The 24,101-nt window shown below is 42.7% G+C and carries 24 protein-coding genes; 12 read left to right on the top strand and 12 right to left on the bottom strand.

The window, feature by feature from the left end; all coding sequences use genetic code 11:
* Positions 1–361: 361 nt before the first annotated feature.
* On the bottom strand, positions 362–829 hold the full coding sequence (locus tag V7K15_RS15740; RefSeq protein ID WP_334906458.1) for a hypothetical protein: 468 nt from the start codon (positions 827–829) through the stop codon (positions 362–364).
* A gap of 358 nt (positions 830–1,187) precedes the next feature.
* Between V7K15_RS15740 and V7K15_RS15735 the strand changes: the two genes are divergently transcribed.
* From V7K15_RS15735 to V7K15_RS15720, 5 genes are all read left to right on the top strand, one after another.
* Positions 1,188–3,947: a M16 family metallopeptidase gene (locus V7K15_RS15735; RefSeq protein WP_334906456.1), complete on the top strand. Its 2,760-nt coding sequence runs from the start codon at positions 1,188–1,190 to the stop codon at positions 3,945–3,947.
* Positions 3,948–4,316: 369 nt separating this feature from the next.
* Positions 4,317–4,814, top strand: a complete 498-nt coding sequence (locus V7K15_RS15730; RefSeq protein WP_334906454.1) for a hypothetical protein — start codon at positions 4,317–4,319, stop codon at positions 4,812–4,814.
* A 34-nt stretch (positions 4,815–4,848) separates the two neighbouring features.
* On the top strand, positions 4,849–5,274 hold the full coding sequence (locus V7K15_RS15725) for a hypothetical protein (protein ID WP_334906453.1): 426 nt from the start codon (positions 4,849–4,851) through the stop codon (positions 5,272–5,274).
* Positions 5,275–5,873: 599 nt separating this feature from the next.
* Positions 5,874–6,035 (top strand): DUF6888 family protein, encoded by a 162-nt coding sequence (locus tag V7K15_RS29995; protein WP_442949679.1) that lies wholly within the window; start codon positions 5,874–5,876, stop codon positions 6,033–6,035.
* Positions 6,032–6,241 carry a DUF6887 family protein gene (locus V7K15_RS15720; protein ID WP_334906451.1) on the top strand — a complete coding sequence of 70 codons (210 nt, stop codon included), beginning with the start codon at positions 6,032–6,034 and terminating at the stop codon, positions 6,239–6,241. Before V7K15_RS29995 ends, V7K15_RS15720 begins: the two co-directional genes overlap by 4 nt.
* Before the next feature lie 10 nt (positions 6,242–6,251).
* On the opposite strand, the gene V7K15_RS15715 is transcribed toward V7K15_RS15720, so the two are convergent.
* The 3 genes from V7K15_RS15715 to V7K15_RS15705 all read right to left on the bottom strand — a co-directional run bounded on the left by V7K15_RS15715 (position 6,252) and on the right by V7K15_RS15705 (position 7,906).
* Entirely contained in the window at positions 6,252–6,446 is a 195-nt protein-coding gene (locus V7K15_RS15715) for a hypothetical protein (RefSeq protein WP_334906448.1), read from the bottom strand.
* A 92-nt stretch (positions 6,447–6,538) separates the two neighbouring features.
* Complete coding sequence (locus tag V7K15_RS15710; RefSeq protein WP_334906446.1) at positions 6,539–7,162, bottom strand: DUF4231 domain-containing protein; 624 nt, start codon at positions 7,160–7,162, stop codon at positions 6,539–6,541.
* Between the two features lie 3 nt (positions 7,163–7,165).
* Positions 7,166–7,906 (bottom strand): hypothetical protein, encoded by a 741-nt coding sequence (locus V7K15_RS15705; RefSeq protein WP_334906444.1) that lies wholly within the window; start codon positions 7,904–7,906, stop codon positions 7,166–7,168.
* Between the two features lie 356 nt (positions 7,907–8,262).
* On the opposite strand from V7K15_RS15705, the gene glyA reads away from it, so the two are divergent.
* The 6 genes from glyA (at position 8,263) to V7K15_RS15675 (ending at position 12,470) form a co-directional block, all read left to right on the top strand.
* Positions 8,263–9,546 (top strand): serine hydroxymethyltransferase, encoded by a 1,284-nt coding sequence (gene glyA / locus V7K15_RS15700; protein WP_334906442.1) that lies wholly within the window; start codon positions 8,263–8,265, stop codon positions 9,544–9,546.
* Positions 9,547–9,655: 109 nt separating this feature from the next.
* Positions 9,656–10,906 (top strand): competence/damage-inducible protein A, encoded by a 1,251-nt coding sequence (locus V7K15_RS15695; RefSeq protein WP_334906441.1) that lies wholly within the window; start codon positions 9,656–9,658, stop codon positions 10,904–10,906.
* Between the two features lie 49 nt (positions 10,907–10,955).
* Positions 10,956–11,213: a CopG family transcriptional regulator gene (locus tag V7K15_RS15690; protein WP_334906440.1), complete on the top strand. Its 258-nt coding sequence runs from the start codon at positions 10,956–10,958 to the stop codon at positions 11,211–11,213.
* Complete coding sequence (locus tag V7K15_RS15685) at positions 11,200–11,622, top strand: type II toxin-antitoxin system VapC family toxin (protein ID WP_334906439.1); 423 nt, start codon at positions 11,200–11,202, stop codon at positions 11,620–11,622. Before V7K15_RS15690 ends, V7K15_RS15685 begins: the two co-directional genes overlap by 14 nt.
* A gap of 10 nt (positions 11,623–11,632) precedes the next feature.
* The gene (locus tag V7K15_RS15680) at positions 11,633–12,247 is read left to right on the top strand and encodes a hypothetical protein (protein ID WP_334906438.1); all 615 of its coding nucleotides are present in this window, start codon (positions 11,633–11,635) and stop codon (positions 12,245–12,247) included.
* A 28-nt stretch (positions 12,248–12,275) separates the two neighbouring features.
* Positions 12,276–12,470 (top strand): type II toxin-antitoxin system HicB family antitoxin, encoded by a 195-nt coding sequence (locus V7K15_RS15675; protein ID WP_334906437.1) that lies wholly within the window; start codon positions 12,276–12,278, stop codon positions 12,468–12,470.
* 105 nt (positions 12,471–12,575) lie between these two features.
* Here the strand turns inward: V7K15_RS15675 and V7K15_RS15670 are convergent, their stop codons facing one another.
* The gene (locus V7K15_RS15670) at positions 12,576–14,042 is read right to left on the bottom strand and encodes a hypothetical protein (RefSeq protein WP_334906436.1); all 1,467 of its coding nucleotides are present in this window, start codon (positions 14,040–14,042) and stop codon (positions 12,576–12,578) included.
* 202 nt (positions 14,043–14,244) lie between these two features.
* On the opposite strand from V7K15_RS15670, the gene V7K15_RS15665 reads away from it, so the two are divergent.
* The gene (locus tag V7K15_RS15665; protein ID WP_334906567.1) at positions 14,245–15,039 is read left to right on the top strand and encodes an LmeA family phospholipid-binding protein; all 795 of its coding nucleotides are present in this window, start codon (positions 14,245–14,247) and stop codon (positions 15,037–15,039) included.
* A gap of 187 nt (positions 15,040–15,226) precedes the next feature.
* Here the strand turns inward: V7K15_RS15665 and V7K15_RS15660 are convergent, their stop codons facing one another.
* The 7 genes from V7K15_RS15660 to V7K15_RS15630 form a co-directional block, all read right to left on the bottom strand.
* Positions 15,227–16,618 carry a UDP-glucose dehydrogenase family protein gene (locus tag V7K15_RS15660; RefSeq protein WP_334906434.1) on the bottom strand — a complete coding sequence of 464 codons (1,392 nt, stop codon included), beginning with the start codon at positions 16,616–16,618 and terminating at the stop codon, positions 15,227–15,229.
* Between the two features lie 148 nt (positions 16,619–16,766).
* The gene (locus V7K15_RS15655; RefSeq protein WP_334906432.1) at positions 16,767–17,717 is read right to left on the bottom strand and encodes a UDP-glucuronic acid decarboxylase family protein; all 951 of its coding nucleotides are present in this window, start codon (positions 17,715–17,717) and stop codon (positions 16,767–16,769) included.
* Between the two features lie 490 nt (positions 17,718–18,207).
* A complete protein-coding gene (locus V7K15_RS15650; RefSeq protein WP_334906430.1) occupies positions 18,208–20,346 on the bottom strand; it encodes a cation:proton antiporter domain-containing protein in 2,139 nt (712 codons plus the stop codon).
* A gap of 140 nt (positions 20,347–20,486) precedes the next feature.
* On the bottom strand, positions 20,487–21,143 hold the full coding sequence (locus V7K15_RS15645; RefSeq protein WP_334906428.1) for an HAS-barrel domain-containing protein: 657 nt from the start codon (positions 21,141–21,143) through the stop codon (positions 20,487–20,489).
* Positions 21,144–21,231: 88 nt separating this feature from the next.
* Positions 21,232–21,429 carry an NAD(P)H dehydrogenase subunit NdhS gene (locus tag V7K15_RS15640; protein ID WP_334906426.1) on the bottom strand — a complete coding sequence of 66 codons (198 nt, stop codon included), beginning with the start codon at positions 21,427–21,429 and terminating at the stop codon, positions 21,232–21,234.
* A gap of 157 nt (positions 21,430–21,586) precedes the next feature.
* Positions 21,587–22,915: a rod shape-determining protein RodA gene (rodA, locus tag V7K15_RS15635; RefSeq protein ID WP_334906424.1), complete on the bottom strand. Its 1,329-nt coding sequence runs from the start codon at positions 22,913–22,915 to the stop codon at positions 21,587–21,589.
* 40 nt (positions 22,916–22,955) lie between these two features.
* A complete protein-coding gene (locus tag V7K15_RS15630; protein ID WP_334906422.1) occupies positions 22,956–24,047 on the bottom strand; it encodes an Mrp/NBP35 family ATP-binding protein in 1,092 nt (363 codons plus the stop codon).
* Between the last annotated feature and the right edge of the window lie 54 nt (positions 24,048–24,101).

The following is a 24,101-nucleotide window of genomic DNA, read 5'->3' as shown; positions in this document are numbered from 1 at the left end:
GATAATAAGCTGATAAGTCACCTTTCAAAGGTTTTTATTATAACTGCTGTATATTCAGGGGCTAGACACTGAATACCATTCCTCGCGCAAAATGGCGAACCATAACTCGTCTACCCAGTGGCATCAATAATTATCACTCTATAAATACGATCGCTCATTAAACTGACAAGTTGGTAAATCTCTTGTAATCAATCGCTAATCTACTTTTGGGCTTTTGATCAAAGGATATTATGACTCAGATGCCAAATTAAAAAGGAATAAGGTTAAGCGGTAAGGGTGAAGGTAAACAGTTATTTACCTTTACTTTTACCGCTTTCCTGCATCTAAGCAAGAAGTTTAAATCCTTATCCTTCTTGTGTAGTTAAAATGCGACAGATTGAGCTGTACCAGTTAAAGGGATTATTGTATAAGTTTGTCTTTGCCCCTGGTTGAATTGAGGAATCACAGAAAAGCGGTTTGTTGTTGTGATTCCCTTAGTTTCAACTGGGGCTGAGTTGCTGTTTCCAAGATTTACACGGGGTAATACCAAGGTAAACAAAGTGTTACCAGTATCTACTGTCTTACGGATAGTCACAGTCACTAGTGTACCAATTTCTGTTTCTACACTACGGATCTGCTCATTACCTGTAAAGTTTAATGTCTGTTGCTGATCTTTATAGGTTAAAAGGGGCTTGCCAATAAAGCTTGTCGTTGAGTAAGTAATGCTGACATTCTTCCCTTGAAACTGGTACAAGTTCGGTACTACTTCTAAGGCATTAGCTGATAATACAGGTATTGTTGTTAACAATATACCTAGTGTGAATGATCCAATTAAGTTTCTTGTTTGCATATCTCAAAAAGTCATTACTAGTTTGGCAGAGATGCTTGGCTATGATGGGATTAACAATAGGAATCAAACTAAATTGTAGAGGTAGATATTCCGAAAAGCTTGTGATCTGCAACACATTGCAACCATTGTTAATATATTTGCAATAATTTGTGATAGTGCCTCAAGTCACATCTGTATTGAAAAATGCTGAGTAAAAAAAATATTAGTCCCTAATACTCAACCGCAGAAATAAAGCTACCATTGAAAATGGTGAAAAAGCTGAAATGTTAAGTCTTTTGACTTTTTCAAAACGGTACTAGGTTCTGTTTTAGAATTAGGGATTTTGAGTTTCTCATTGCTTATGAAGCTACGCTCATATATGCTTATCGGGTTTTTACTCAGCCTTCTGCTAAGTATTGTGCCTTTTTCGGGCAATTTCACCAATGCTGCAACACCGACAGCAGTCGCACCTGTATCTGCTCTCTCATTCACCCAAGGGGTACAAAAAACGGTATTGGACAACGGCTTAACAGTGCTAACCAAAGAAGTCCATACCGCTCCGGTAGTGAGCGTACAAGTTTGGTATAAAGTTGGTTCACGTAACGAGGTTAAGGGAGAGAATGGCATTTCTCACCAGCTAGAACATTTGATGTTCAAAGGTACAACTGACCGTCCAGTGCAGTTTGGCAGGTTGTTTAGTGCTTTGGGTAGCCAGTTCAATGCCTTTACTAGTTATGACGAAACAGCTTACTTTGGCACAGTGCAACGAGACAAACTCGAAGCATTGTTGACACTGGAAGCCGATCGCATGGAAAACTCTTTAATTGGGTCTGAGCAACTCAGAAGTGAAAAGCGGGTGGTGATCTCCGAGTTACAGGGGTACGAAAATTCACCAGGGTATCGTCTGAGTCGGGCAGTGATGCGAGATGCTTTCCCTAGCAGAGCCTATGGCTTACCTGTAGGAGGCACAAAAGCAGATGTACAGAAATTCACGGTGGAGCAGGTGCGGAATTATTACCAAACCTACTACAGCCCAGAAAATGCCACACTGGTAATTACAGGGGATTTTGCCACGGAACCTGTACTCAAAGTTGTGAAAGAAACTTACGGTAAGTTGCCAAAACGAGCCAAGACGGCTGTAGCTAAAAATTCCGCCCAGGTAACTGCTCCTACCTCTGTTGCTAAAAAAGCGGCGATCGTTTTGAAGCAACCTGGAAGTGCGGCACTGCTGCAAGCGGTGTATCCGTTAACAGATATCAACCATCCTGATGTGCCGACAATTGATGTGATGGATGCGATTCTCACAGGTGGACGTAGCTCTAGACTTTACCAAGCTTTGGTGGAATCTGGACTCGCTAGTTCAGTGAGTGGCGGTGCAGCCGAACTCATCGAACCGGGTTGGTATGAAATTAATGCTACGGCGGCTCCGGGTCAAGAGTTGGGGAAAATTGCCCAGGTGCTCCAGGAATCTTTAGCAAAATTGCAACAGCAGCCAGTTACTACAGAAGAATTAAACCGAGCGAAGACGCAACTGCAAGCCTCGTATATTTTGGGTAATCAAGACATCACTAGTCAGGCTAGCCAACTGGGATATAACCAAACTGTGGCCGGCGATTATCGTTTTATTGAAAGGTATCTGGCAGCGATCGCAAAAGTCACCCCAGATCAAGTCCAGGAAGTAGCAAAAACTTACTTAAATCCAGCTAAACAAACCATCGGCTTCTTTGAGCCAACTCAACCAGATGGTAAACCAGGAACTTCTAACGCTGGTTCTAGTCGCACGGTGGAAAATTTTAGCCCCGGTAAACCTGTAGATCCAGCAGAACTGGCCAAATATCTCCCACCTGCGACATCAGCTACAGATTCGGGCAAACAATCACTACCAGAAGAGTTTACCTTAAATAATGGTTTGCGGGTTCTGCTCTTGCGCGATCGCAATCTCCCCACCATTAACCTGAATGGACAACTTAATGCCGGTAGTGAATTTGACGGCAATCAAAAAGCTGGATTAGCGAATCTGACTGCGAACAACTTAATGAATGGGACGCGGACTAAAAATGCTTTGGACTTGGCAAAAACCTTAGAAGACCGAGGAGCCGACTTAAACTTCGGTGCTAGCCGCGAAGGAGTTAGCATTAGTGGTCAAGGACTTTCCGCAAACCTGCCGATATTAATTCAAACTCTGGCAGATGTGTTAGAAAACGCCACTTTTCCAGCCGACCAGTTACAACTGAGTCGCCAGAGGGCGTTGACAAGTCTCAAAGTCCAGCAAGATGACCCCAGAGGGCTGGGACGACAACTATTTCAGCAAGCAATTTACCCAGAAAATCATCCATTCCATAGCTTTCCCACGTTTGAGAGCTTAAAGAGCATTACTCGTGATGATTTGCTTGGCTTTTACCAAACACACTACCGACCAGATAGCACAACGATCGCCTTAGTTGGAGACTTTGAGCCAGTTCAGGTAAAAGCTTTGCTAAATGAGGCGTTTGGCAAATGGCAAGCCACAGGTAAGCCACCTGTACTGAAAATAGCATCCGTGCCATTACCACAAACTTTGACACGTTTAAACAAAGTAATTCCTGGTAAAACAGAGGCTGTTACCTACATCGGCTACAACGGCATCGCTCGGAAAGACCCGCGTTTTTATGCAGCCCTGGTGCTGAATCAAATTTTGGGTGGTGATACCTTATCGAGCCGCTTGGGTACGGAAGTGCGCGATCGCCAAGGTCTAACCTACGGGATCTATAGTGCTTTTGCCGCCGGAATCAATCCAGGACCCTTCTTGATTCAGATGCAGACTGCTCCTCTTGATACCCAAAAAGCGATCGCCAGTACTCTGGCTTTACTCAAACAGTTACGCGAACAAGGTGTAACTGAGGCTGAATTCAACGCGGCAAAACGCTCAATTACCAATAGCTACCCCGTGGATTTAGCTAATCCCAGTGATGTATCAAGCATCATTTTGGATAATGCTGTCTTGGGACTTTCACGATCAGAAATCCGAGACTTTCCCCAGAAGATTCAAGCAGTGACTATGGCTCAGATGCAACAGGCTATTGAGGATTTAATTAAGCCGGAAAATCTGGTAATTGTCACCGCAGGTCCTGGAGATACTGTACCCAAGGTTGGATCGTAATTTTAGATAAAGGTGCAAAGCACATCTTTGCACCCTTACGTGTTGGCTGAGATTAGACCTTTTGCTTTTATTCGGATTTTTGTCAGGAACTCTATTGAGCAATACCGTTTGGGTTAAAACTTCATCCAAGCGGATTGCCAGATATTACTAATTGCGATCGCCTAAAATTTATCAAAACTTTTTTTATACTCAACTCTAGGGAACAATTCAAAATATCTCAAGTCAATTAACGTCTAAAATTAAGTAATTAAACCGTCAACCAATCATTTATATAAACTTATAAATTGATCGCTTTTCAGTGGAAATATCAAAGACGAAGCTAAAAAATTGGGTTATTTTTAGAATGTTCGCATATAGTCAACTATAATTATGAAAAGTATAGAACATATTGATCCTATTTTTGAACGGCTTTTTTCTAAGATTAGTCCGAAAATAGCAAACTCTTTCACTGATGAGCAAATAAAAGCCATACAAAGGGGTTTCGGCTCTCAAGTTGGGGCGAGTCATTTTTTAGATATAAGAGTTTCAGTCCCTATTCCCGGACTACGATTTTATCTAGTTTTATTAGCAGGTTCGGAACGTCGTTCCCAACAGCGCTTGCTATATGAAAAAGGCAAATATCCTCTTTTCAATACAGGCAATATCATATTTTTAACAGGATTTTTAACCATTTTATTGAGTTGTAGCTTAACTATTTTCCCTTTTTTATGGTCTTCACTTACTTCGCTTACTTCTATCTCGACTTCGCCTTCCCCTACATCTCCTACATCTATTCCTTGGATTTTTGATAAATCTGAATGCGAACACACTAACAGAACTTGGCGTAATCAAAAGTGTTGGGATGATCAACACAGTCCAATGTTTTAAAGCTTATTCACACTGACAATAAAATAAAAACAATATGTCTAAAAAGCGTTTGACTAAATATTCGTCCAAAAATGACACTTTTCTACAACAGTTTTTCGCCTGCATTCCTCCGGAAGTAGCAGCTACCTTTACCGATGCCCAATTGACAGAATTACAAAAGGTATTTAAAGAGCGGGTTAGCAAGCGTCATGCTGTGGATATCAGGCTTTCTATCCCATTCATTAAAAAGCGCTTTTATACAGTTTTTTTACTTGGCAAGGAAAAGAGGTCACAACAGAATCCAAGAGATACAATTTTCACACCTGTAAATAATATCTTACTAATCAGATATTGTTTGGTATTAATAACTTTTTTGCTTGGTGCGCTCTACATAGTTGAAATGGTGTTGAAAATTAATACCTTTCCCAATAACCAAATCCAAGAATTTGTCAAATATTTAAGGGTCAGCTTTTTGAGTTAGCATCGGTGTATCTACCTTTTAAGATAGATTTTTCATATATTATTTCAAGTTTTTACTAGCATCATTGATCAAACCTACCAAATAGGTAAGAAAGTTGCTGAGGGTTTAAAAAAAACGATGGAGATTTTCTTCAATGATTTTTTGCCACAGTATAACTATACTGCTAAACCCCAACAATACTTAGAGAATATCTGAGAAATATCAAATATTTGTTGATCCCCCCTAACCCCCCTTAAAATGGGGGGAATAAGAGTCTTAAAGTCCCCCTTTTTAAGGGGGATTTAGGGGGATATCCAAGGGTTAGGTGTATACAAAAAAAGTTTTCAGACATCCTCTTAGCTCGACTTTATCCATTTTTTGGCAACGCTTTAGCTGACGCTGAAAGCTTTGTATGACCGTAGTTTTACTTTTTAGTTTTCACCTAAAATCAGTGATATGGAAAAAGTTTTTGCCAAAAAGCTAGGGTTTTGCCGATACAAGAGATCCAAGTTATTAATTTTGGATAAAGTCGAGCTTAGAATTGCAACTTATTCTAATCCAGAGTAAAGTACCAATCGCGGTAATTTGATTAAAGAATCGGTGAGGGGTGCTTTTAGGATATGCCAACGAGAGAACAGCTAAAAGTCTATTTTGATTTGACTAAAATGTATGTATCGGTAAATTTAGCGACTCTTGACAGGCGCATACGCAATGTGGTTGTCCTGGCAGGGCAAGAAATAGAAATCGTAATTTACCCAAACGGATACTGGATATTTGTATGAACAACCCCGATTTCGCAACAATGACCCGCCCGGAGTTTCGCCAATATATTCTTGAGCATAGGGAGGATGACGAAGCTGTTTCGATTTACCTACAAAGATTTCAAGACCCAAATGCCAAGGTATATCCACCACCAAAAGGGTTAAATGATCCCTCTGTGGAAATAGCACTCCGCGAACATTTGGAGCAACGGAAGAAAGAAGCCTAACTTTTTATGGTTAGGTTGCTTTTACCCGAATCTGACAGCGACAACTTTTAACTTTCTGCACCTGAATATTGTCTTCGTTTTGTTCGAGATAATCTTCCAGTTCTTCGATAAGAACCTCGATTTTCTCTCCGGTTTTGAGGTAAATGGTGGGGCGACTTACAAATAACGACTTTTTGCACTTCGTCCGTTTTTTCCCCGCCAGCATTCCACGTTCCTAACCCTCTTGAAAATGGAGGTAAATAGAGAAAATTTTACTCCAAACTTATGCTATATATTGTTTTCCAGATTTTAGTTTTCCTATTTATTCTCTTCCAAATTGGTTATCTTTGTATTTGGGATCACTATTTGGTTTTCCTGACTCTGTGGTTCTTCTTTCTTTTCTTGTACAACTTGAGTAGCATATATTTCCACATCTCGTTGAATAATATCTTCAACCTGACCTGCGAAAAGATTAAACGCCTCCTCGTGGCTTGTATACTTACGATAAGGCCCTGTTAACTGTGAGAATTGCCACCCTTGGCTTTTCAAAGATTCGACTGTACGGCGATAGTGTCGCCAACGTTCTCCATAGTGAAAAAACTCTTCAATTGCAGCACTAATGGCAACTATTTGACTCAAACCAAAAGTTGACCAAATAATCACATCCCTGAGTCTAGTATTAGTTTCAATATTGTTAACTTTTATAGTAGAGTTAATGTTTAGACTTACCAATGCTGGCAGAATTACACCACCAACAATAGTTGTGATCCGCAAAAGATAATGGCGATCGCGCGAGAAATTCGCCTTGGCTTCCATCCAGAGTACTTGGTCTAACCAGCGCGATCGCAAAAAATGTCTTTGGACATCGCCTAACTTCATACCTTCAAACAACTTATTAAAATCTTCCTTTAAAAATTCATGATAACTATCTTTTTTTGCCATTATTCACTCCTGATTATCAAGTAAATCCTTAATTATTTTGCCTAAGTTTTCTACTCCATTCTCGATATCGATTAAGTCGATATATTGTAATTTACCAGATTTAGCTAACTTTTTAGCTCGCTCATCAGTAGCCTGTCCCCGCAAGGCATTTGCAAGTATATCTGCGGTTCTACCACTACCAGCAATCACAACAACTGACCTTCCAATATTAACGCTAGAAAAGGCATCCTCAAAGGTAATCTCACCACCGTTCAAAAGTATAGTTACAGAAGGTGCGTTATTAGCCAGCACAGTTGCAACGCTAGATATCCAAGAAGACTCGTCGCCCCAATTATTCCCAGGAACCAGTACAAAATGAGTATGGTTTGGCTCTAAGGGTGTCAAATCAGCAACAGGTTCTTCTTGATTAGGTAAAGCCACTTTGTTTTCAGGTGTTACACCAATCAAAGCAAACTTAGCACCTATCTGGGTACGAGCCTTACCCATCAATTGGATGACTCCCGCATCCGTACCTCCATCCACAACATAAGCCCCCAAACTTTCGGCGATGGGGGCTAAAACTTCCGTAAACAACCGTTGGATGCGGAGAAAATCGGCTTCACTGATGTTACTTGCACCCCCCACCACTACTAAAATAGAACGCGAACCGCCAAGCCCTATTCCCTCAAGAGCATCTGGTAATTCGGCTTGTTGAGCAACTCGAATCGCTAATGCTGTTTTTCCGCCGTCAAAGGTAAGTTTCAAACAATTTTTCATTCGTCAAAAATACTGACTGCTTAAGTTTTCCAGCGTAGAACTTCTTAGTCATGTTCCGCAAGCGTTGGATTACGCACAGAAATTAGCTTTTTCGCGCTTTTTGTCCCACAGAGGAGCGATGTCTCCGACGGGCTACGCCTACGCAATTACGCTCAATTTAGCGCAGTTTCAAAAAGCAACGTCCTTATAATAAATAAGTTGGTACAAATAAACTTCAATAGTACGGAGACGATTAATCGCCTCTGTAGAGCAGTCAAAAATCATTGGACTCTTGAAAGTGGACTGTTAGGTACTGTATCCAACCAAAATCAGCCGTTGTACAAATTTCCATAAGGATAATTGAAGTGACTAGGACTAATTCAGACTTTCTTGCCTCCACTGATCCGGCGATCGCAGAGTTAATCAACGACGAACTACAGCGTCAGCGAGATCACTTGGAGTTGATTGCTAGTGAAAACTTTACCTCTGCTGCTGTCCTGGCGGCTCAAGGTTCGGTACTGACAAATAAATATGCCGAGGGATTACCTGGTAAACGCTACTATGGCGGTTGTGAGTTTATCGACAAAATCGAGCAAATAGCGATCGACCGCGCTAAACAGATATTTGGTGCTGCTCATGCGAATGTGCAACCCCATTCTGGCGCACAAGCCAATTTTGCAGTATTCCTCTCGCTCCTGCAACCAGGGGATAAAATTATGGGGATGGATTTGTCTCATGGGGGACATCTCACCCACGGTTCACCTGTAAATGTTTCAGGTAAGTGGTTTCAAGTTAGCCATTACGGTGTCAGTCAACAAACAGAACAACTTGACTATGACCAAATTCGGGAGCTGGCGCTGAGGGAGCGTCCTAAGCTGCTGATTTGTGGTTATTCCGCTTATTCTCGGATAATTGACTTTGAAAAGTTCCGTAGCATTGCTGATGAAGTCGGCGCTTACTTACTTGCCGATATTGCCCATATTGCTGGTTTAGTTGCTAGTGGTCTTCATCCTGATCCCATTCCTCATTGTCATGTAGTAACAACAACTACACATAAGACTTTACGCGGTCCTAGAGGTGGTTTAATCTTGACCAGCGACGCAGAACTAGGTAAAAAGCTAGATAAAGCTGTTTTTCCTGGCAACCAAGGCGGGCCATTGGAACACGTCATTGCGGGTAAGGCAGTAGCTTTTGGAGAAGCCCTGAAGCCTGAGTTTAAGACCTATTCTGCCCAAGTGATTGAAAATGCTCGTGCTTTGGCAGAACAACTGCAAAACCGGGGTTTAAAGATTGTCTCTGATGGCACTGATAACCACTTAATGTTGGTGGATTTACGCTCTATCGGTCTAACTGGTAAGCAGGCGGATCAGCTAGTTAGTACTGTGAATATTACTGCTAACAAAAATACAGTTCCCTTTGATCCACAATCGCCATTTGTTACCAGTGGACTGAGGTTAGGTTCACCGGCAATGACCACGCGCGGCTTAGGAGTAGGAGAATTTACCGAGATTGCAAATATTATTAGCGATCGCCTGCTTTCTCCAGATTCCGACATAGTTACCCAAAATTGTCGGCAACGGGTAGCAGCATTGTGCGATCGCTTCCCCTTATATCCTCACCTGGAAATTCCAGTACCAGCCTTAGCATAATTGGGCATGGGGCATGGGGCATTGGGCATTGGTTATTTCCCCCCTTGCTCCCCCCACTCCCCACTCCCTACTCCCTACTCCCCACCGCCCACTCCCTTTACCCAATCCAATGAGTGCAGAAATTATTTGTGTTGGTACTGAACTGCTGCTAGGAGATATCCTCAACGGCAATGCTCAATTTTTGGCGAAACAATTAGCGCAGTTAGGTATCCCCCATTACTATCAAACAGTGGTTGGGGATAATCCAGAACGGTTGAAGCAAGTTATAGAAATTGCTATTTCCAGAGCGCAAATTCTCATTTTCACTGGTGGACTCGGCCCGACACCAGATGACCTTACCTGCGAAGCGATCGCTGATTTTTTTAAAGTCCCGTTAGTAGAACGCTCTGACATCATCGAAGACATAACCCAGAAATTCGCCCAACGTGGTCGGGTTATGTCACCAAGTAATCGCAAGCAAGCTTTGATTCCCCAAGGTGCAGAAATCCTACCCAATCCCAGTGGAACAGCACCCGGTATTATTTGGCAACCCCGCCCTGAAATCACGATTTTTACCTTTCCTGGTGTTCCTAGTGAAATGCACCTGATGTGGGAAGAAACAGCCGTGCCATTTCTCAAAAGTCAAGGTTGGGGTAAAGAAATTATTTACAGCCGGAGTTTAAAGTTTTGGGGTATTGGTGAGTCGGCTTTGGCGGAAAAAGTTACTTCCTATTTGAAGTTGCCAAATCCCACAGTAGCCCCTTATGCAGGTAAGGGGGAAGTAAGATTGCGAGTTTCTGCTAAAGCAACTTCAGAAGCAGCAGCAGAAGCCCTAATTGCACCCATTGAGAAACAAATTAAAGAAATCGCCGGACTAGATTTTTATGGTGTCAATGATAATACCCTTGCTTCCGTGGTCGGTCAGTTATTGCGAGCATCAAAAGAAACGCTTTCGGTGGCAGAATCTTGCACTGGTGGCAGTTTAGGGCAAATGTTGACCGAGATTTCTGGAAGTTCTGATTACTTTTGGGGTGGAGTAATTTCTTATGATAATTCGGTGAAGGTTGGGCTGCTGGGGGTTAACCCAGAAGATTTAGATAAATTTGGGGCGGTAAGCGCGATCGTTGCAGAGCAAATGGCTGTTGGGGTGAAAACGCGCCTTGCAACAACTTGGGGATTGAGTATCACTGGAATTGCTGGCCCAACTGGAGGGACAGATACTAAGCCGGTGGGTTTAGTTTACGTTGGTTTAGCTGGGCCAAAGGATGAAGTGGCAAGCTTTGAGTATCAGTTTGGTGCAGCGCGAGGTCGAGCTTTAATTCGTCATGTGAGTGCGAATGCAGCGTTGGATAATTTGCGGCGGAAGTTGTTGACGAGGTAGGAGGTATGTTAGGTTTGTCATACAAATCGTATGACAAGCGAACCTAACGATGCGAATTAATGCGCGATTAGATGAAGAGTATGCTGACAAACTAGCTTATATTCAACAGCAGACTAATCAGGCTGTAACAGATGTGATTAAGTCTGCCCTGGAATTGTACTACCAACAACTTCAGCAGCAAAAGAATCCTTTCTCGATGCTCACCGAAACAGGCTTTATTGGTTGCGGCGAGGCAGATCCCAAGCTGTCTGTAAATTACAAATCAATTTTGAGAGATGGCTTAAAAGCTAAGTATGATTATCGTTGATACTGGCTTTTGGTTAGCATTGGCAAATCGCAATGACTCGTACCACACTCAAGCAATAATGGTACTTGCCAATCTCAACGAACCTCTAATTACGACTTGGCCTGTCGTTACCGAAACTTGCTATCTACTCTTAACAACAATGGGCGATCGCGCCCAAGTAAGTTTTATCAATAACTTATTTTTAGGGGTCTTTACGGTTTTTGATTTGCAACCCCATCATGGTAAACGTATTTGTGAACTGATGGAAAAATATGCGAACTTACCAATGGATCTTGCCGATGCTTCGCTAGTGGTTTTAGCAGAACACTTGGGACATGGAAGAATTTTGTCGATAGATTTTAGAGATTTTAATGCTTACCGATGGAAAAATCAGCATCCTTTTGAAAATCTGATGCAGATGCAGGTTTAATCGTGCAGCTATGAGCAAAATTCCTATCCTCCAACCAAATAACTCATACACTTTCAGAAGCTATTTTGAGATGGCATTCGAGCCAGAAGATATACTGGCTGAATTTGGCTATTCTTTAAAACGTTCCTCTCTCAATCAACAAAAATCCAACATTGAATTAGACAGACTTGCAAATCTCAAATCTAGAATTGAGGAGAGTTTGCCATATATTAGTTTGACTAGTGAAGCAGCCCGCAGAGAGTTACTAATTGCCCCAATTTTATTGGATGTTGTTCATTACACCCGCGCCCAACTTAGAATAGAATATCCTCTGATAGTTACAGAACAGTTAAAAGGTTCGCTTGACTATTATCTCCATGCAGCCCATAAACTCTTAGTTGTGGAAGCTAAAAATGCTGATTTGGCAAGGGGCTTTACCCAACTTGCTGTAGAACTTATTGCTATTGATGCGTGGACTGATTCTCAAGAGGCAAATTTACAGGGGGCTGTTTCTACAGGGGATATTTGGCAATTTGGTTTATTGAATCGAGAAAGTAAACAAATAACTCAAGACCTCAATTTATATCGTGTTCCTGCTGACATAGAGGACTTGCTGCGTATTTTGGTGGCGATACTTGGTTGCTAATAAAGATGGCGACTTTGGAGGATGAAGGATGAAACACTATCATATTAATATTTTCTATAGCGAAGAAGATGAGGGCTATATTGCTGATATTCCTGATCTGAAATATTGTTCAGCATTTGGTTCAACTGAAGAAGAAGCGCTTCGTGAAGTCTTGCAAGCAAAGGTAGCATGGTTCGATGCTGCCAAAGTAGAGGGCAAACCAATTCCTGAACTGAGATATTGAACTACAATTTACCAGATAGCTTCATGATTAGCAGAGAGGCGATCGCACTTTTTTGTAGAGGTGGCGATCGCCTTTGATTAAGAAATATTAACCGCCATATTCAGATTATTTGATTGCAGCTAAATCACGGTTTAACTTTGTGTTAATCGTTTCTAACACCTTAGCTTCTTGTGGCGTAATTACTCCGTCTAGATCAGCAATTTTTTGACATTGCGCCAGTAGAGGTACGGCGAAATCACTATTAATTTGCTCAAGTAAAGTTTTTAAAGATGGTAGTGATTTTATATTAGCTGCGATCGCCTCGATTGACTCAGGACTAAGGTTAGCAATTTGTAATTCTAGCAAAATATCTTTCCAAGATTTATTTGGATTACCCGCTAAGACAATGTAAACTAAAATCTGATCCATAATCTTTTCTTGGGAGATAGCAGCTTCGATAAATTTTACACTCTCTAGTTGAGCATCTACTAATGTTGCTTCTAAAGTTAATGGATTCTGCTTTGCTTGATAAAACTGACAAGCAGCATAACCTAGTGCGTATATCATTACTGCATTTGAACTAGCACCAATGACGGCTCCCGCTACTGGCAGATTTCGGAGTAAACCCAAACCTGCTTTGATTGCTGTTTTTCCTCCTACCCCTAAACCAAAAATTGCTACTGCTTCTGCTCTGCGATCGGAATCGTTTAAATCCATTCCATAGGCAGCAGCAATTTGATAGACTAACTCCACTGATAATGCAGATGTAGCAGCCCAATCCACTACAAACATTGCAGCTGCTTGTCCTGGTACAACACTACTAGCAAACCCTGTTGTTCCTGCTAAAACGGCTTTTTCCAGCATAATATAATGAGCAATTTCTGCTGGCTGTTCATTTGGATGTTCTTTCTGTAACTTTCTGACAGAAGCCTCGACTTTAACTAAATCAACCTGTTCAATTAAAGGGTTTAACCAATCTTTATTTAGAGATTTTATTGCTACTTGCAATTGGGGATTATTGCCAACAATTGTTAGTGCCTGCCCTGCTATTTGTGTTCCTTGAAAAGCTGCGCCACCAATCGCACCGCCAATATCTACAGCCGCTCCTGCAACAGCTTGCCCTGCATGAACGGCAGCACCTCCAACTACTTCGGCTGTTTCTGCTACTGCTTCAAACAATGAATCCCAAAAAGATGATTTTTTTACAGTTAATTTATTATCTTTTTTCTTTTTAGTAATGGCAATTGAAGATTCCACATCAATCTGTGTTTTAGGTGTTAATACATCTGAATTTACTAATGCTTGTAATTCAATTTCTTGTTGCCAGTCGGGAAAATCTTCACCTGTTACTCTACCGTATATTTTGACACTCTTAAAAGATTGGATGCCTAAACTAATTAATCCATCACAAATAACCGGGACTACTAACTGTTGTGCTGGAACTTCAATTGATTCCAGCATTATCTGTAGACAATTTTGCTTGAAACTAGTTTTTGGCGTAATTATGGGTAAATTTAACCACTGACTTACCAGAGTGTTAATCGCGTTTGTATCGCCCTGCTTGGCAAGTTCTAGAATATTTAGCTGTATCATACTTAGTACTGGTGAGAATCTTATCGATAACTTAATTCAATTATTCCCACTCTTAAGCTCAAAAGTAACATTTAATACATTGAAGTTTTAACCATCAGCGATCCTATACCTACCCATCAGCACAATTAATATGGGGATCGCTTGCTGTATTCTTGACAATTTGTTACAAAAGTACAAAGAACTTCTAGAGACCCAAAACCACATGTTCGGCGGACTTACTGGTTTACAAGATCCTAAAGGCACAGATTGGGGAGAGCGAATGCTCAACACAGTCGCCAGCCAAACGATTCGCCATCTGTTTACCCAAAGCGAGTCAGTAGAAGTCTTTGTGCGCTGCTACCCCTCCAGCAAACTGTTGCAAGGCAGCATTGATAGTTTCAAAATGAGCGGTCGTGGCTTGGTGATTCGGAAAGATTTCGCGGTAGAGGAGATGTCTTTTGAAACCGATGCGGTGGCTATTGACTTTGGCTCAGTTTTAAGTGGCAAACTCAATCTCAAGCAACCCACTCAAGCGATCGCTCAAGTAATCTTATCAGAAGCAGGCATCAACCAAGCCTTTAGTGCGGAACTGGTGAAAAAACGCCTGCTTAACCTCACCGTACCATCCCTGACAGAATTATCTGGCGGAGAACCAGTCTCCTTTACGGAAGTTCAGGTACAGCTATTACCTGAAAATCGCTTACATCTTGTAGCAAAAGCAGATTTAAACAATGGCGAACTTGTACCCCTGAGCATGATTCTAACTATAGGCATAGAAAGACGGCGGCGAGTTTCTTTCAAAGATCCGAAAATTGAACTTGACCAAGTGCCAGAAGCGCAACGGGAAATTTCGCAAACCTTGAGCGTGGCGCTGGTAGAAATTTTAGATAATATGGTCGATTTGGATCGCTTTGACCTCGATGGAGTGAAAATGAGGCTCAACCGATTAGAAACTCAGGGTCAAAAAATTATTTTCAGTGGATATGCTGAAATTGAGCGTATTCCACATAGCGCTTGATATGATGCTTTTACGTAAAAACGCCAAGTAAAGTGAAGCTTTAAACAAATTAAATACCGCCTAGAATCATCTAGGCGGTACTTTAAATGTTTAGGTTTTGAAGCGAGTTAGGAGTTATTGATTATGGGTTGTAATTAATTTTTATTAATTATTCCTAACTCCTGTACAGACGCGATTAATCGCGTATCTATCTTCCCACGCCTACATATTGGAATCCAGCCCGGATCATTGCTTCGGGGTCGAGGAAGTTACGACCATCGATGATAACGGGGTGAGCCATCAATTTTGCCATCTTCACATAGTCGAGAGTGCTGAACTGTTGCCATTCGGTGACGAGTACTAAAGCATCGCAGCCATCAGCAAGTCTTTCAGCATCGGTTTCTACTAACACACCAGAAAGCCCATGACGCATACCTGTTTGGGAAATAATCGGGTCGTAGGCTTTGACTTTGGCTCCCAGTCGGTTTAGTTGCTCAATTAGAATGAGTGCTGGGGCGTCGCGTAAGTCGTCGGTATCTGGCTTAAAGGTTAGTCCGAGTAGTCCGACTGTTTTGCCTTTGAGAATTTTCAGAACTTTTTGGAGTTTCTCCAAAGCAATCAACCTCTGGCGCTCGTTGACACTGACAGCAGCTTTCATTAGCTGGGCTTCATAACCATAGTCATCAGCAGTGTGAATCAGAGCTGAGACATCTTTGGGAAAGCAGGAACCGCCCCAACCAATACCAGCTTGTAAAAACTTGTTACCAATGCGGGAATCTAGACCGATACCTTTGGCTACTTGGGTGACATCAGCACCAACGCGATCGCAAATATTAGCAACCTCGTTAATAAAACTTATCTTAGTGGCTAAAAAGGCATTAGCGGCGTATTTGATCATCTCCGCCGAACTCAAGTCTGTTGCCAGAATTGGCACAGGGGGTAAAGATTGATCCTCAGCGAACTTGCGTTGCACAATTGGGGCATATAGTTGTTGCATTAAGGCTACTGCCCTTTGACTATTGCCTCCTAGTACAATGCGATCGGGGTTGAAGGTGTCGTGAACTGCCGAACCTTCGCGCAAAAACTCTGGATTGCTGACTACATCAAACTCGGCTGCAACCTGAAGTAATCTCTCATCACTCGATACCCCACCTGCGGGTACCAATGTTTTCTGCTGTTCAGCGATACCATCTAGAACAAGCATCCGTACCCAGTCACCTGAGCCAATGGGTACTGTAGATTTATTCACGATGACTTTATAACCACCGTTGAGATTTTCCCCAATCCCACGGGCTACAGCTTCGACGTAACGAGTATCACTTTCACCCGTGGGTAAAGGTGGTGTTCCCACTGCAATAAATAGAATTTCCCCGTGAGCGACTCCGGCAGCGATATCAGTAGTAAAATGAATTTTCTCTGTTTCAATGGCAGAGTGCATAATTTCTGAGAGTCCCGGCTCAAAAATTGGGGACTGGCCAGACTTCATTAACTTAACTTTTTCTTCGTTGGTGTCTACGCAAATTACATCATGTCCAATATGAGCCAAGCAAGCACCTGTAACTAAACCAACGTAACCAGTACCAATCACGCAAACACGCATTTTTTAGCTCCTCGCTTTTTTTGGGTTAGTCTTCAAAAAGAAATTCTCAATTTAACACTTACACATTGGCAGTAAACTCAGCCACTAAGCATACTAGCTACCCATCGGGTGAGCCTGCATGAAAATTCAAAGCGACGCTAGGCGCACCTTAGGCGGTTAAATTATTGACATCGCTTTGCATGCGATCGCTAAAATCTTCTATTGTCAGTTTTAACCCCTCTTGCAGAGGAATGGTTGGTTCCCAATTTAACCAAGTTTTTGCCTTTGTAATATCAGGCTGGCGACGTCGAGGATCGTCCGAAGGTAGTGGCTCAAACTTAATCTGGGCATCCGGGTTGATCATGTTTTGCACAGCTTGTGCCAATTGTAAAATCGTGTATTCACTAGGATTACCCAGGTTTACTGGGCCAATGTAGTCCCCATTCATGAGGCGGATGAATCCTTCCACTAAATCGGAAACGTAGCAGAAACTCCGAGTTTGCGAACCATCACCGTATACAGTTAAAGGATTACCGCGCAAGGCTTGAACTATAAAGTTGCTCACCACCCGACCATCGTTTTCTAACATTCTCGGCCCGTAAGTGTTAAAGATCCGAGCAACTCGAATATCAACTTTATTCTGCCTGTAGTAATCAAATGCTAGAGTTTCAGCAATTCTTTTACCTTCGTCGTAGCATGAACGTATCCCAATGGGATTGACGCTACCCCTATACTCTTCAGGTTGCGGATGAACTTCTGGATCTCCGTATACTTCACTAGTTGAAGCCAAGAAAAACCTCGCTTTCACACGTTTAGCCAGTCCTAACATATTCAGCGTTCCCATCACGTTAGTTTTAACGGTTTTAACTGGGTTGTACTGGTAATGTACCGGAGAAGCCGGACAAGCTAAATGATAAATTTGATCCACTTCTAACCGAATTGGTTCGGTAATATCGTGGCGGATCAGTTCAAAGTACGGATGACCCAACCATTTAAGGACGTTGCGTTTATGACCAGTGTAAAAATTATCCAAGCATATTAATTCATGCCCATCGCTCATTAGTCGGTCGATAAGATGGGAACCAATAAACCCAGCACCGCCCGTCACCAAAATTCTCATAGTTTCCCAGTTACTTACAAATATTTTCAGTAGCTATTGCACTTACTTTTAGATTACCCAGCTTGGAGACAAAAATACAAAACGAAAAAAAAGAACAAGGCTCAATCAAAAAGTGCTGTTGAACTTACTTATTCTTCTACGGATATAATTTTGTGATATTTTTATCCTTTTTGCTTAAGAATTCAATTAGAAAAATACCAAATTTAGTCTCAAAGTTGTCAGTCTTCCAGATCAAGTTCATCAAATCTTCAATAAAATAGAGCCTTTTTATGGTTAGTACACGCGATGTGCGATTTATTGTACATACAAGTCATCGAATTACCCAAAAATCTTGAAAAACCTCACCCTGGTTCTGCTACGCAAAACCTGTCCCTCTCCGAACTCACGGAGAGGGAAAGATTTACCCTTGGGTAAAGCGAGGGTGAGGTTTTAATGCCCTGAGCCACTTGCCGAAGTGCGGGCTACGCCAACGCAATCCAAGTCCACTCAATCATACAGCAGATATAATGCTGCTAACCGTGTTCGACATAACTACATTTGTGGTTTGAGTGCGTTGCGGTTCTCCAAGCATGATAATGGAGCAGGTGAGTTGTCTGGCTAACTGGGTTGTGACATCGCTAATGGCTAACCCTCCAGGACTGGTACGATTACGTATAAAAGGTAAAACGACTAAATCATATAATCGTGCTGCCTGCAAAATTGCTTGGGCAACATTTTCATGAGCGATAATTTGAATTTCTGGGGTATTGCCCAAAGCTAATTTAGATACTAATAGGGAGAGATGCGATCGCCTCCAAGCAATTTTACTGGAACTAGTGCGGCGATCGCACACATTCAGTACAGTAATGTGGCTTTGATTTGCCTCTGCCAACATCTGGGCAAATTGTATCGGCTGTAATGTCGGTGCTGTTAAATTTTCTACTGGTACTAAGATGCGCTGAATTTTTTTCGGTGATTCTACTAGACGTGTCACTGCTACTGGACAATGGGATGCCCAAAGCACACCATCAATCACATTCCCAAATAAACGCGCTCGTAACCCAGTCCGTTTACCCCAACCCATAACAATTAAATTAGCCTTTTGTTCACGAGCAGCTCTGCTAATTCCTTGAGCAAAGGCATCATCAATTCGCAGCATTGGTTCTGCGGCCACCCCGAATATTTGACTGTGTGCCGTGGCTTTTGTTAATAACCACTCACTTCGTTGTAGAGACGCTTCTAACTGTGGTGCATCCATGTGAGCGGCAGCAGTTGCGATCGCCAGGGGTATAATTTTGCCTTTAGACTGACGCGCTAATAACGCCGCCATCTCAATCAAATACTGTTCCGTCTGAGGATTATACACAGGTACAACGATAGTAAAAGCACAGTCTGTTTCTGGTGCGTTTTGGTCAGATAGCGGTGGTGTTGGATCTTCGGCTGCTGAGGAATTCAAACCAACAGCGATTCGACTGGTGATCAACGGCCCCAAGGTTGATGTCACAAGCATTAAGATAATCACACTGTGTAATACTTCTAGTCGCAGCAACCCAGCCCGATATCCCACTAACGTTGCTGCTAAGGTTGTCGCAACTTGGGGAAGTGATAGCGACCACATCGTGAGCATTTCTTGCCAGTTATAGCGGTAAACTAATTTTGTCAACAAAGCTGCGATCAATTTACTGACAATCAAACCGACGATCATCAACAGCGTTAACTTCAGCGTCGCCAAGTTGTTCACAAAGGCGGGTAGATTGATCATTAAGCCAAGGTAAACAAAGAAAATGGGAATGAATAGCACACTGCCAATAAATACTACCTTTTCTTTGACTGGGCCTGCACCCACAGCTTCATTCACCGCCAAACCTGCTAAAAAAGCACCAACAATTTTTTCTACCCCCATCAATTGAGCGCCCACAGCCGCCAGAAACACAGAAAGCAACACAAACAAAAACTTGTTTCCTTCGTCGTCTCCAGACCGTTTGAAAAATTCTTTGCCTGCCCAATCAAAGCCTGTGACAACGGCAACAGAGTAAATAATTAACCAACCCGACAAGGTGAGTAGTTTCGCAAAGCTGAATGCTCCAGCATGATCGACGGCTAGACAAACGTCTAAGATCAGCACTGCACCAATATCTGTAAAAATCGTCGCGCCAATGGTGACGCTAACAGCTTCGTTGTTTATGACTCCCAAACGGCTGATTATCGGATATGCCAAAAGGGTATAGGAAGCGAATAAAGAGCCAATTAAGATTGATGTATTCCAGCCACAGTTTAAAATCAGCCCTACTAAGGTTGCGATCGCCAGGGGTACACTGAAAGTCAAGCTAGCAAACCCAAAGGCACGACTTTTTCTTTGGCGCAACTGTTGTAGATCAACTTCTAGCCCGGCGACAAACAGCAAGTAAATTAACCCAATGTCTGATAGCAGCTTAATCATCGGCGAGTCAGACTGAAATAGATTCCAGCCTGAGGGACCAAGTACTAGCCCTGAGAAAACCAAACCCACTAATGCTGGTAATCTTAGCCGCTCAAATATGATCGGTATAACTAAGATCACCACCAGCAAAATAGCAAAGGGAACAATTGGTTCTTTGCCAAGAACTTGGGAAGTTGGTTCCAGAACAAGAACTTGTGATATGAGTTCCATAGGTAGGAATTGAAGGGGCTATGGTAAAACTGCGATTACCGTTGGGGCCGATCTCTTGATCGATAAATGGAGAAGCCACCTGAGGAAAAATCAGAAATCTTAATTTACACTAACTAGGCAATTATCTCAGAATTAACTGCCTACGGATGGATTTGACTCAAAATGAACCGCAAGCGATCGTAGTCGTCTTTAAGTAGCACACTCAAGTTACGTCCAGCTTTAATTAGCCATTCTCGGTCAGCTTTGCGTAACTGGTATACATCTCGAATCACAGCTGCGGTCAAAGACTCTATTGGCGCATTGTTAATACAAAGCAGTGTCCGCAAAAAATCTAGTTCTTCAGTAAATTTAATGATCGCTTCTGGTTCGCAGCGATAAACAGCTTGATGAATTTGCGGGGGGCGGGGTGGTAGATATTGATATATTCTTTGGTTATAACCTCGATTCTGGGAAGACTGCTCAAATCCCACGATCGCAGCCCGGAATTCCGTTCTGAGCATCGCAAATATTTGCGGTTGTTCCTCGCGTAAATCTTGCAAAGACAACCCCAAGGCTCTCGCTCGGTGTACGGAATCTATGGGCATAGTTGTGGCATAATAGACTACAGCAAAAATTTGGTTGCCAGATTCTTCATCTACAGAACAAACCCAACTACCAAAGGGTGGCATCGAGGGAAAGCTCAAATCTTTTGGTTCCAAACACTGGGCTAAAAATTCAGTAGTAGTAGTCTCAATCACCTCCGCAATGTGGTTGGGATGGCGATCGCTAATGGCAAACTGTGGTAGGGGGAGGCGCATAACAGGGCTGAGTTAGGAGTTAAGAGTTATGAGTGATGAGTTGAGGAATCATAACTCCTAACTCCTAACTTCTCACTCCTAACTAATATTATTTGGCTTTTTTACGTCCAGCTATGGTTTCTACGACTGACAATTCGCTCAGGCGGAAGGTAACTAATTTATCCCAATTACCACCTTCAAATAATACGGCTACTTTGCCATCACTGACCCGTTGCACGAGTCCTTCGTAGCGATAATAGGTATCTGCGGCATTCTTGACGCGAACAGTTGCTCCAGGCATGATCATGTTTTTAGCCTCGCTTGTTTACTTTTAATGGTATCGCGGAAGTCGCCACTCTCAACCGTTAGCGCCGCGTGTCGCAGACAAGGTAGGGTAGGGATTATGAGCGGGTGATGTTCGCAGAGCGTCACGAACTGAGGATTGTATAATGACCAATGACGAATCAATAATAGTTCTGTCTTTGTCGAAAATTTGCTACTGATTCTACTATTCCCAAGGAAATGAAGTTAGTCAGCATCGCAGAACGCCCATAACTCATCCAAGGTAGGGGAATTCCCGCCACAGGCGCTAAACCAACAGTCATGCCAACGTTCACAATCACCTGAAACATGATCATGGAAAAAACGCCAATAGCCAACAATGAACCAAAGTTATCTTTGGCTGTTTGGGCAATATGCAGTAGACGTAAGCAAATCAAGCAGAAGACAAACAGCACTACCAAACAACCAAAAAAACCGAATTCTTCGCCCACTGCGGAGAAAATAAAGTCTGTATGCTGTTCCGGTACGAAATTAAGTTGCGTCATTGGCCCCTTGAACAGACCCCATCCCCAAATTTCACCAGCACCAATAGCAATACGAGATTGGATTAAGTGATACCCAGCACCGAGGGGATCGTGATCGGGGTCCATGAATACAGTTAACCGATTTTTTTGATAGTCTTTCAAAATATGGTTCCAGGCGAAGATTCCTAATTCTCCACCCAAGATATTCAGACTCCAGGCACTAATAGCGCCGAAACCAAATCGATGCCAGGGGAGAGTTCGCCAGCCCACAATCGCCATCCCAACTGACCAAATTAGCCCTAATGGACCAAAAGCTAAGGGCCCAAAAGATAATCCTTTAAATAAAACTATCGGCTCTGCTAAAGGCCAAGATATACTAAACAAAATGGCGGCAACCACCGGAGAAATCATTAGAATTAACCAGCCTGGGTTAGCATTTGCCCAATAAAGCATTCCTAAAACGATCGCACCAAATACCAGTGATGTTGCTAAATCTGGCTGCAAAAATACTAATCCCCAAGGTATAGCAGTAATTGCCAGAACACGGAAAACACCTTCGATGCTAGAAGCACTACGCCTGTGTAGCAAAGCTGCTAAGGTGATGATCATCCCGACTTTGGCAAATTCTGAGGGTTGCACATTAAAGCCAGCGATACTAATCCATCGTTGCGCCCCTTTAGCGCTAGTACCAGCAATCATCACAGCGATTAAGCTGAAGTTCGTCAGTGCGTATGTTACCCAGTGCCACCGCATCAAGATTTCGTAACGGGTGCGAGATAAAAATAGGGCTATGACTACGCCGATAGCCGCTACCATCCAGTGCCACCACCAGTCAGTTACTGGCTGCTTCAGTTCCGTACTGAGGATCATCATGCCGCCAAAGATGCTGATAGCTATCGGCAAACAAAATAGTAGCCAATCTACAGATTGCCAGGGCTTAACCCAAGACTTCCAGCCAATTTTGGGGAGAGATCGTTTTAACAACATTGTGCCAGTTTAGACTTAGCTTTGAGATTTGAAAATTAATTTATGTCAGGGCAGCAACTGATACTTTACCAGCAATGGTGAGAGCGATCGCTGTTAATGCTTTTGCCGAAGCCGAATCTGGTTCACCAACAACTATCGGCACACCACTGTCACCACCAACTCGCGTAGAAATCTCTAGCGGCACGCACCCCAAAAGTGGCACTCCTAATTCGGTGGCTGTTTTGGAGCCACCACCGGAACCAAAGATGTCATACTGCTTATCTGGTTGATCGGGGGGTATAAAATAGCTCATATTTTCCACGATTCCCAATACTGGGACATTCATCTGCTGGAACATCCGTAATCCCTTACGAGAATCTAACAAGGCTACAGTTTGCGGCGTAGTGACAATTACTGCCCCTGCCATCGAGACTGCTTGGGTTAAAGTTAACTGAGCATCTCCAGTTCCTGGTGGCATATCTACAATCAAATAGTCCAGTTCTCCCCATTCAACTTGATAGAGAAACTGGCGAATTACACCATTGAGCATAGGCCCCCGCCAAATTACTGGTTGATCTCGGTCAATCAAAAAGCCCATTGAAACTAATTTGACACCGTGATTAAAAGCAGGTTCCAAGATGTCACCTTTTTCAGTGGAACGCACAGTAATTTGAGCATCAGCTAGACCCAGCATGGTCGGGTCATTGGGTCCATAAATATCAGCATCTAGCAGGCCGACTTTCGCCCCAGTTTGAGCTAGAGCCACTGCTACATTCACCGCCACTGTACTTTTACCAACGCCACCTTTGCCACTGGAAACAGCAATGATATTTTTCACGCCAGAAATGCCAGTGCGTTGGCTTAGCCCGCCGGAGGCATCAGGTAAACTTTTTTGTTGCGGTGTTTCTGCCGTCACTTCTATGCTGACATCTGTAACGCCTGGGAGTTTTTTGACAGCTTTCTTACAGTCTTCAACGATAAATTCACGTAAAGGACAGGCAGGAGTGGTCAATACCAAAGTCAAACTAACCTTGCCAGCGTCAATTTTGACGTTGCGAATCATATTCAGTTCTACCAGACTTTTGCGGAGTTCTGGGTCTTCCACTGGTCGCAATACTTCTAAGACAGATTGAGAATCAAGGACATCGTACATAAAAATTCAAAATTCAAAATTGAAAATAAAGAAATACACTCGTGGCGAACATCT

This window comes from Nostoc sp. (assembly GCF_036919815.1).
Lineage (GTDB): Bacteria > Cyanobacteriota > Cyanobacteriia > Cyanobacteriales > Nostocaceae > Nostoc.
The sequence above is the reverse complement of the archived record's forward strand: the minus strand, read 5'-3'. Positions and strand labels throughout refer to the sequence as shown.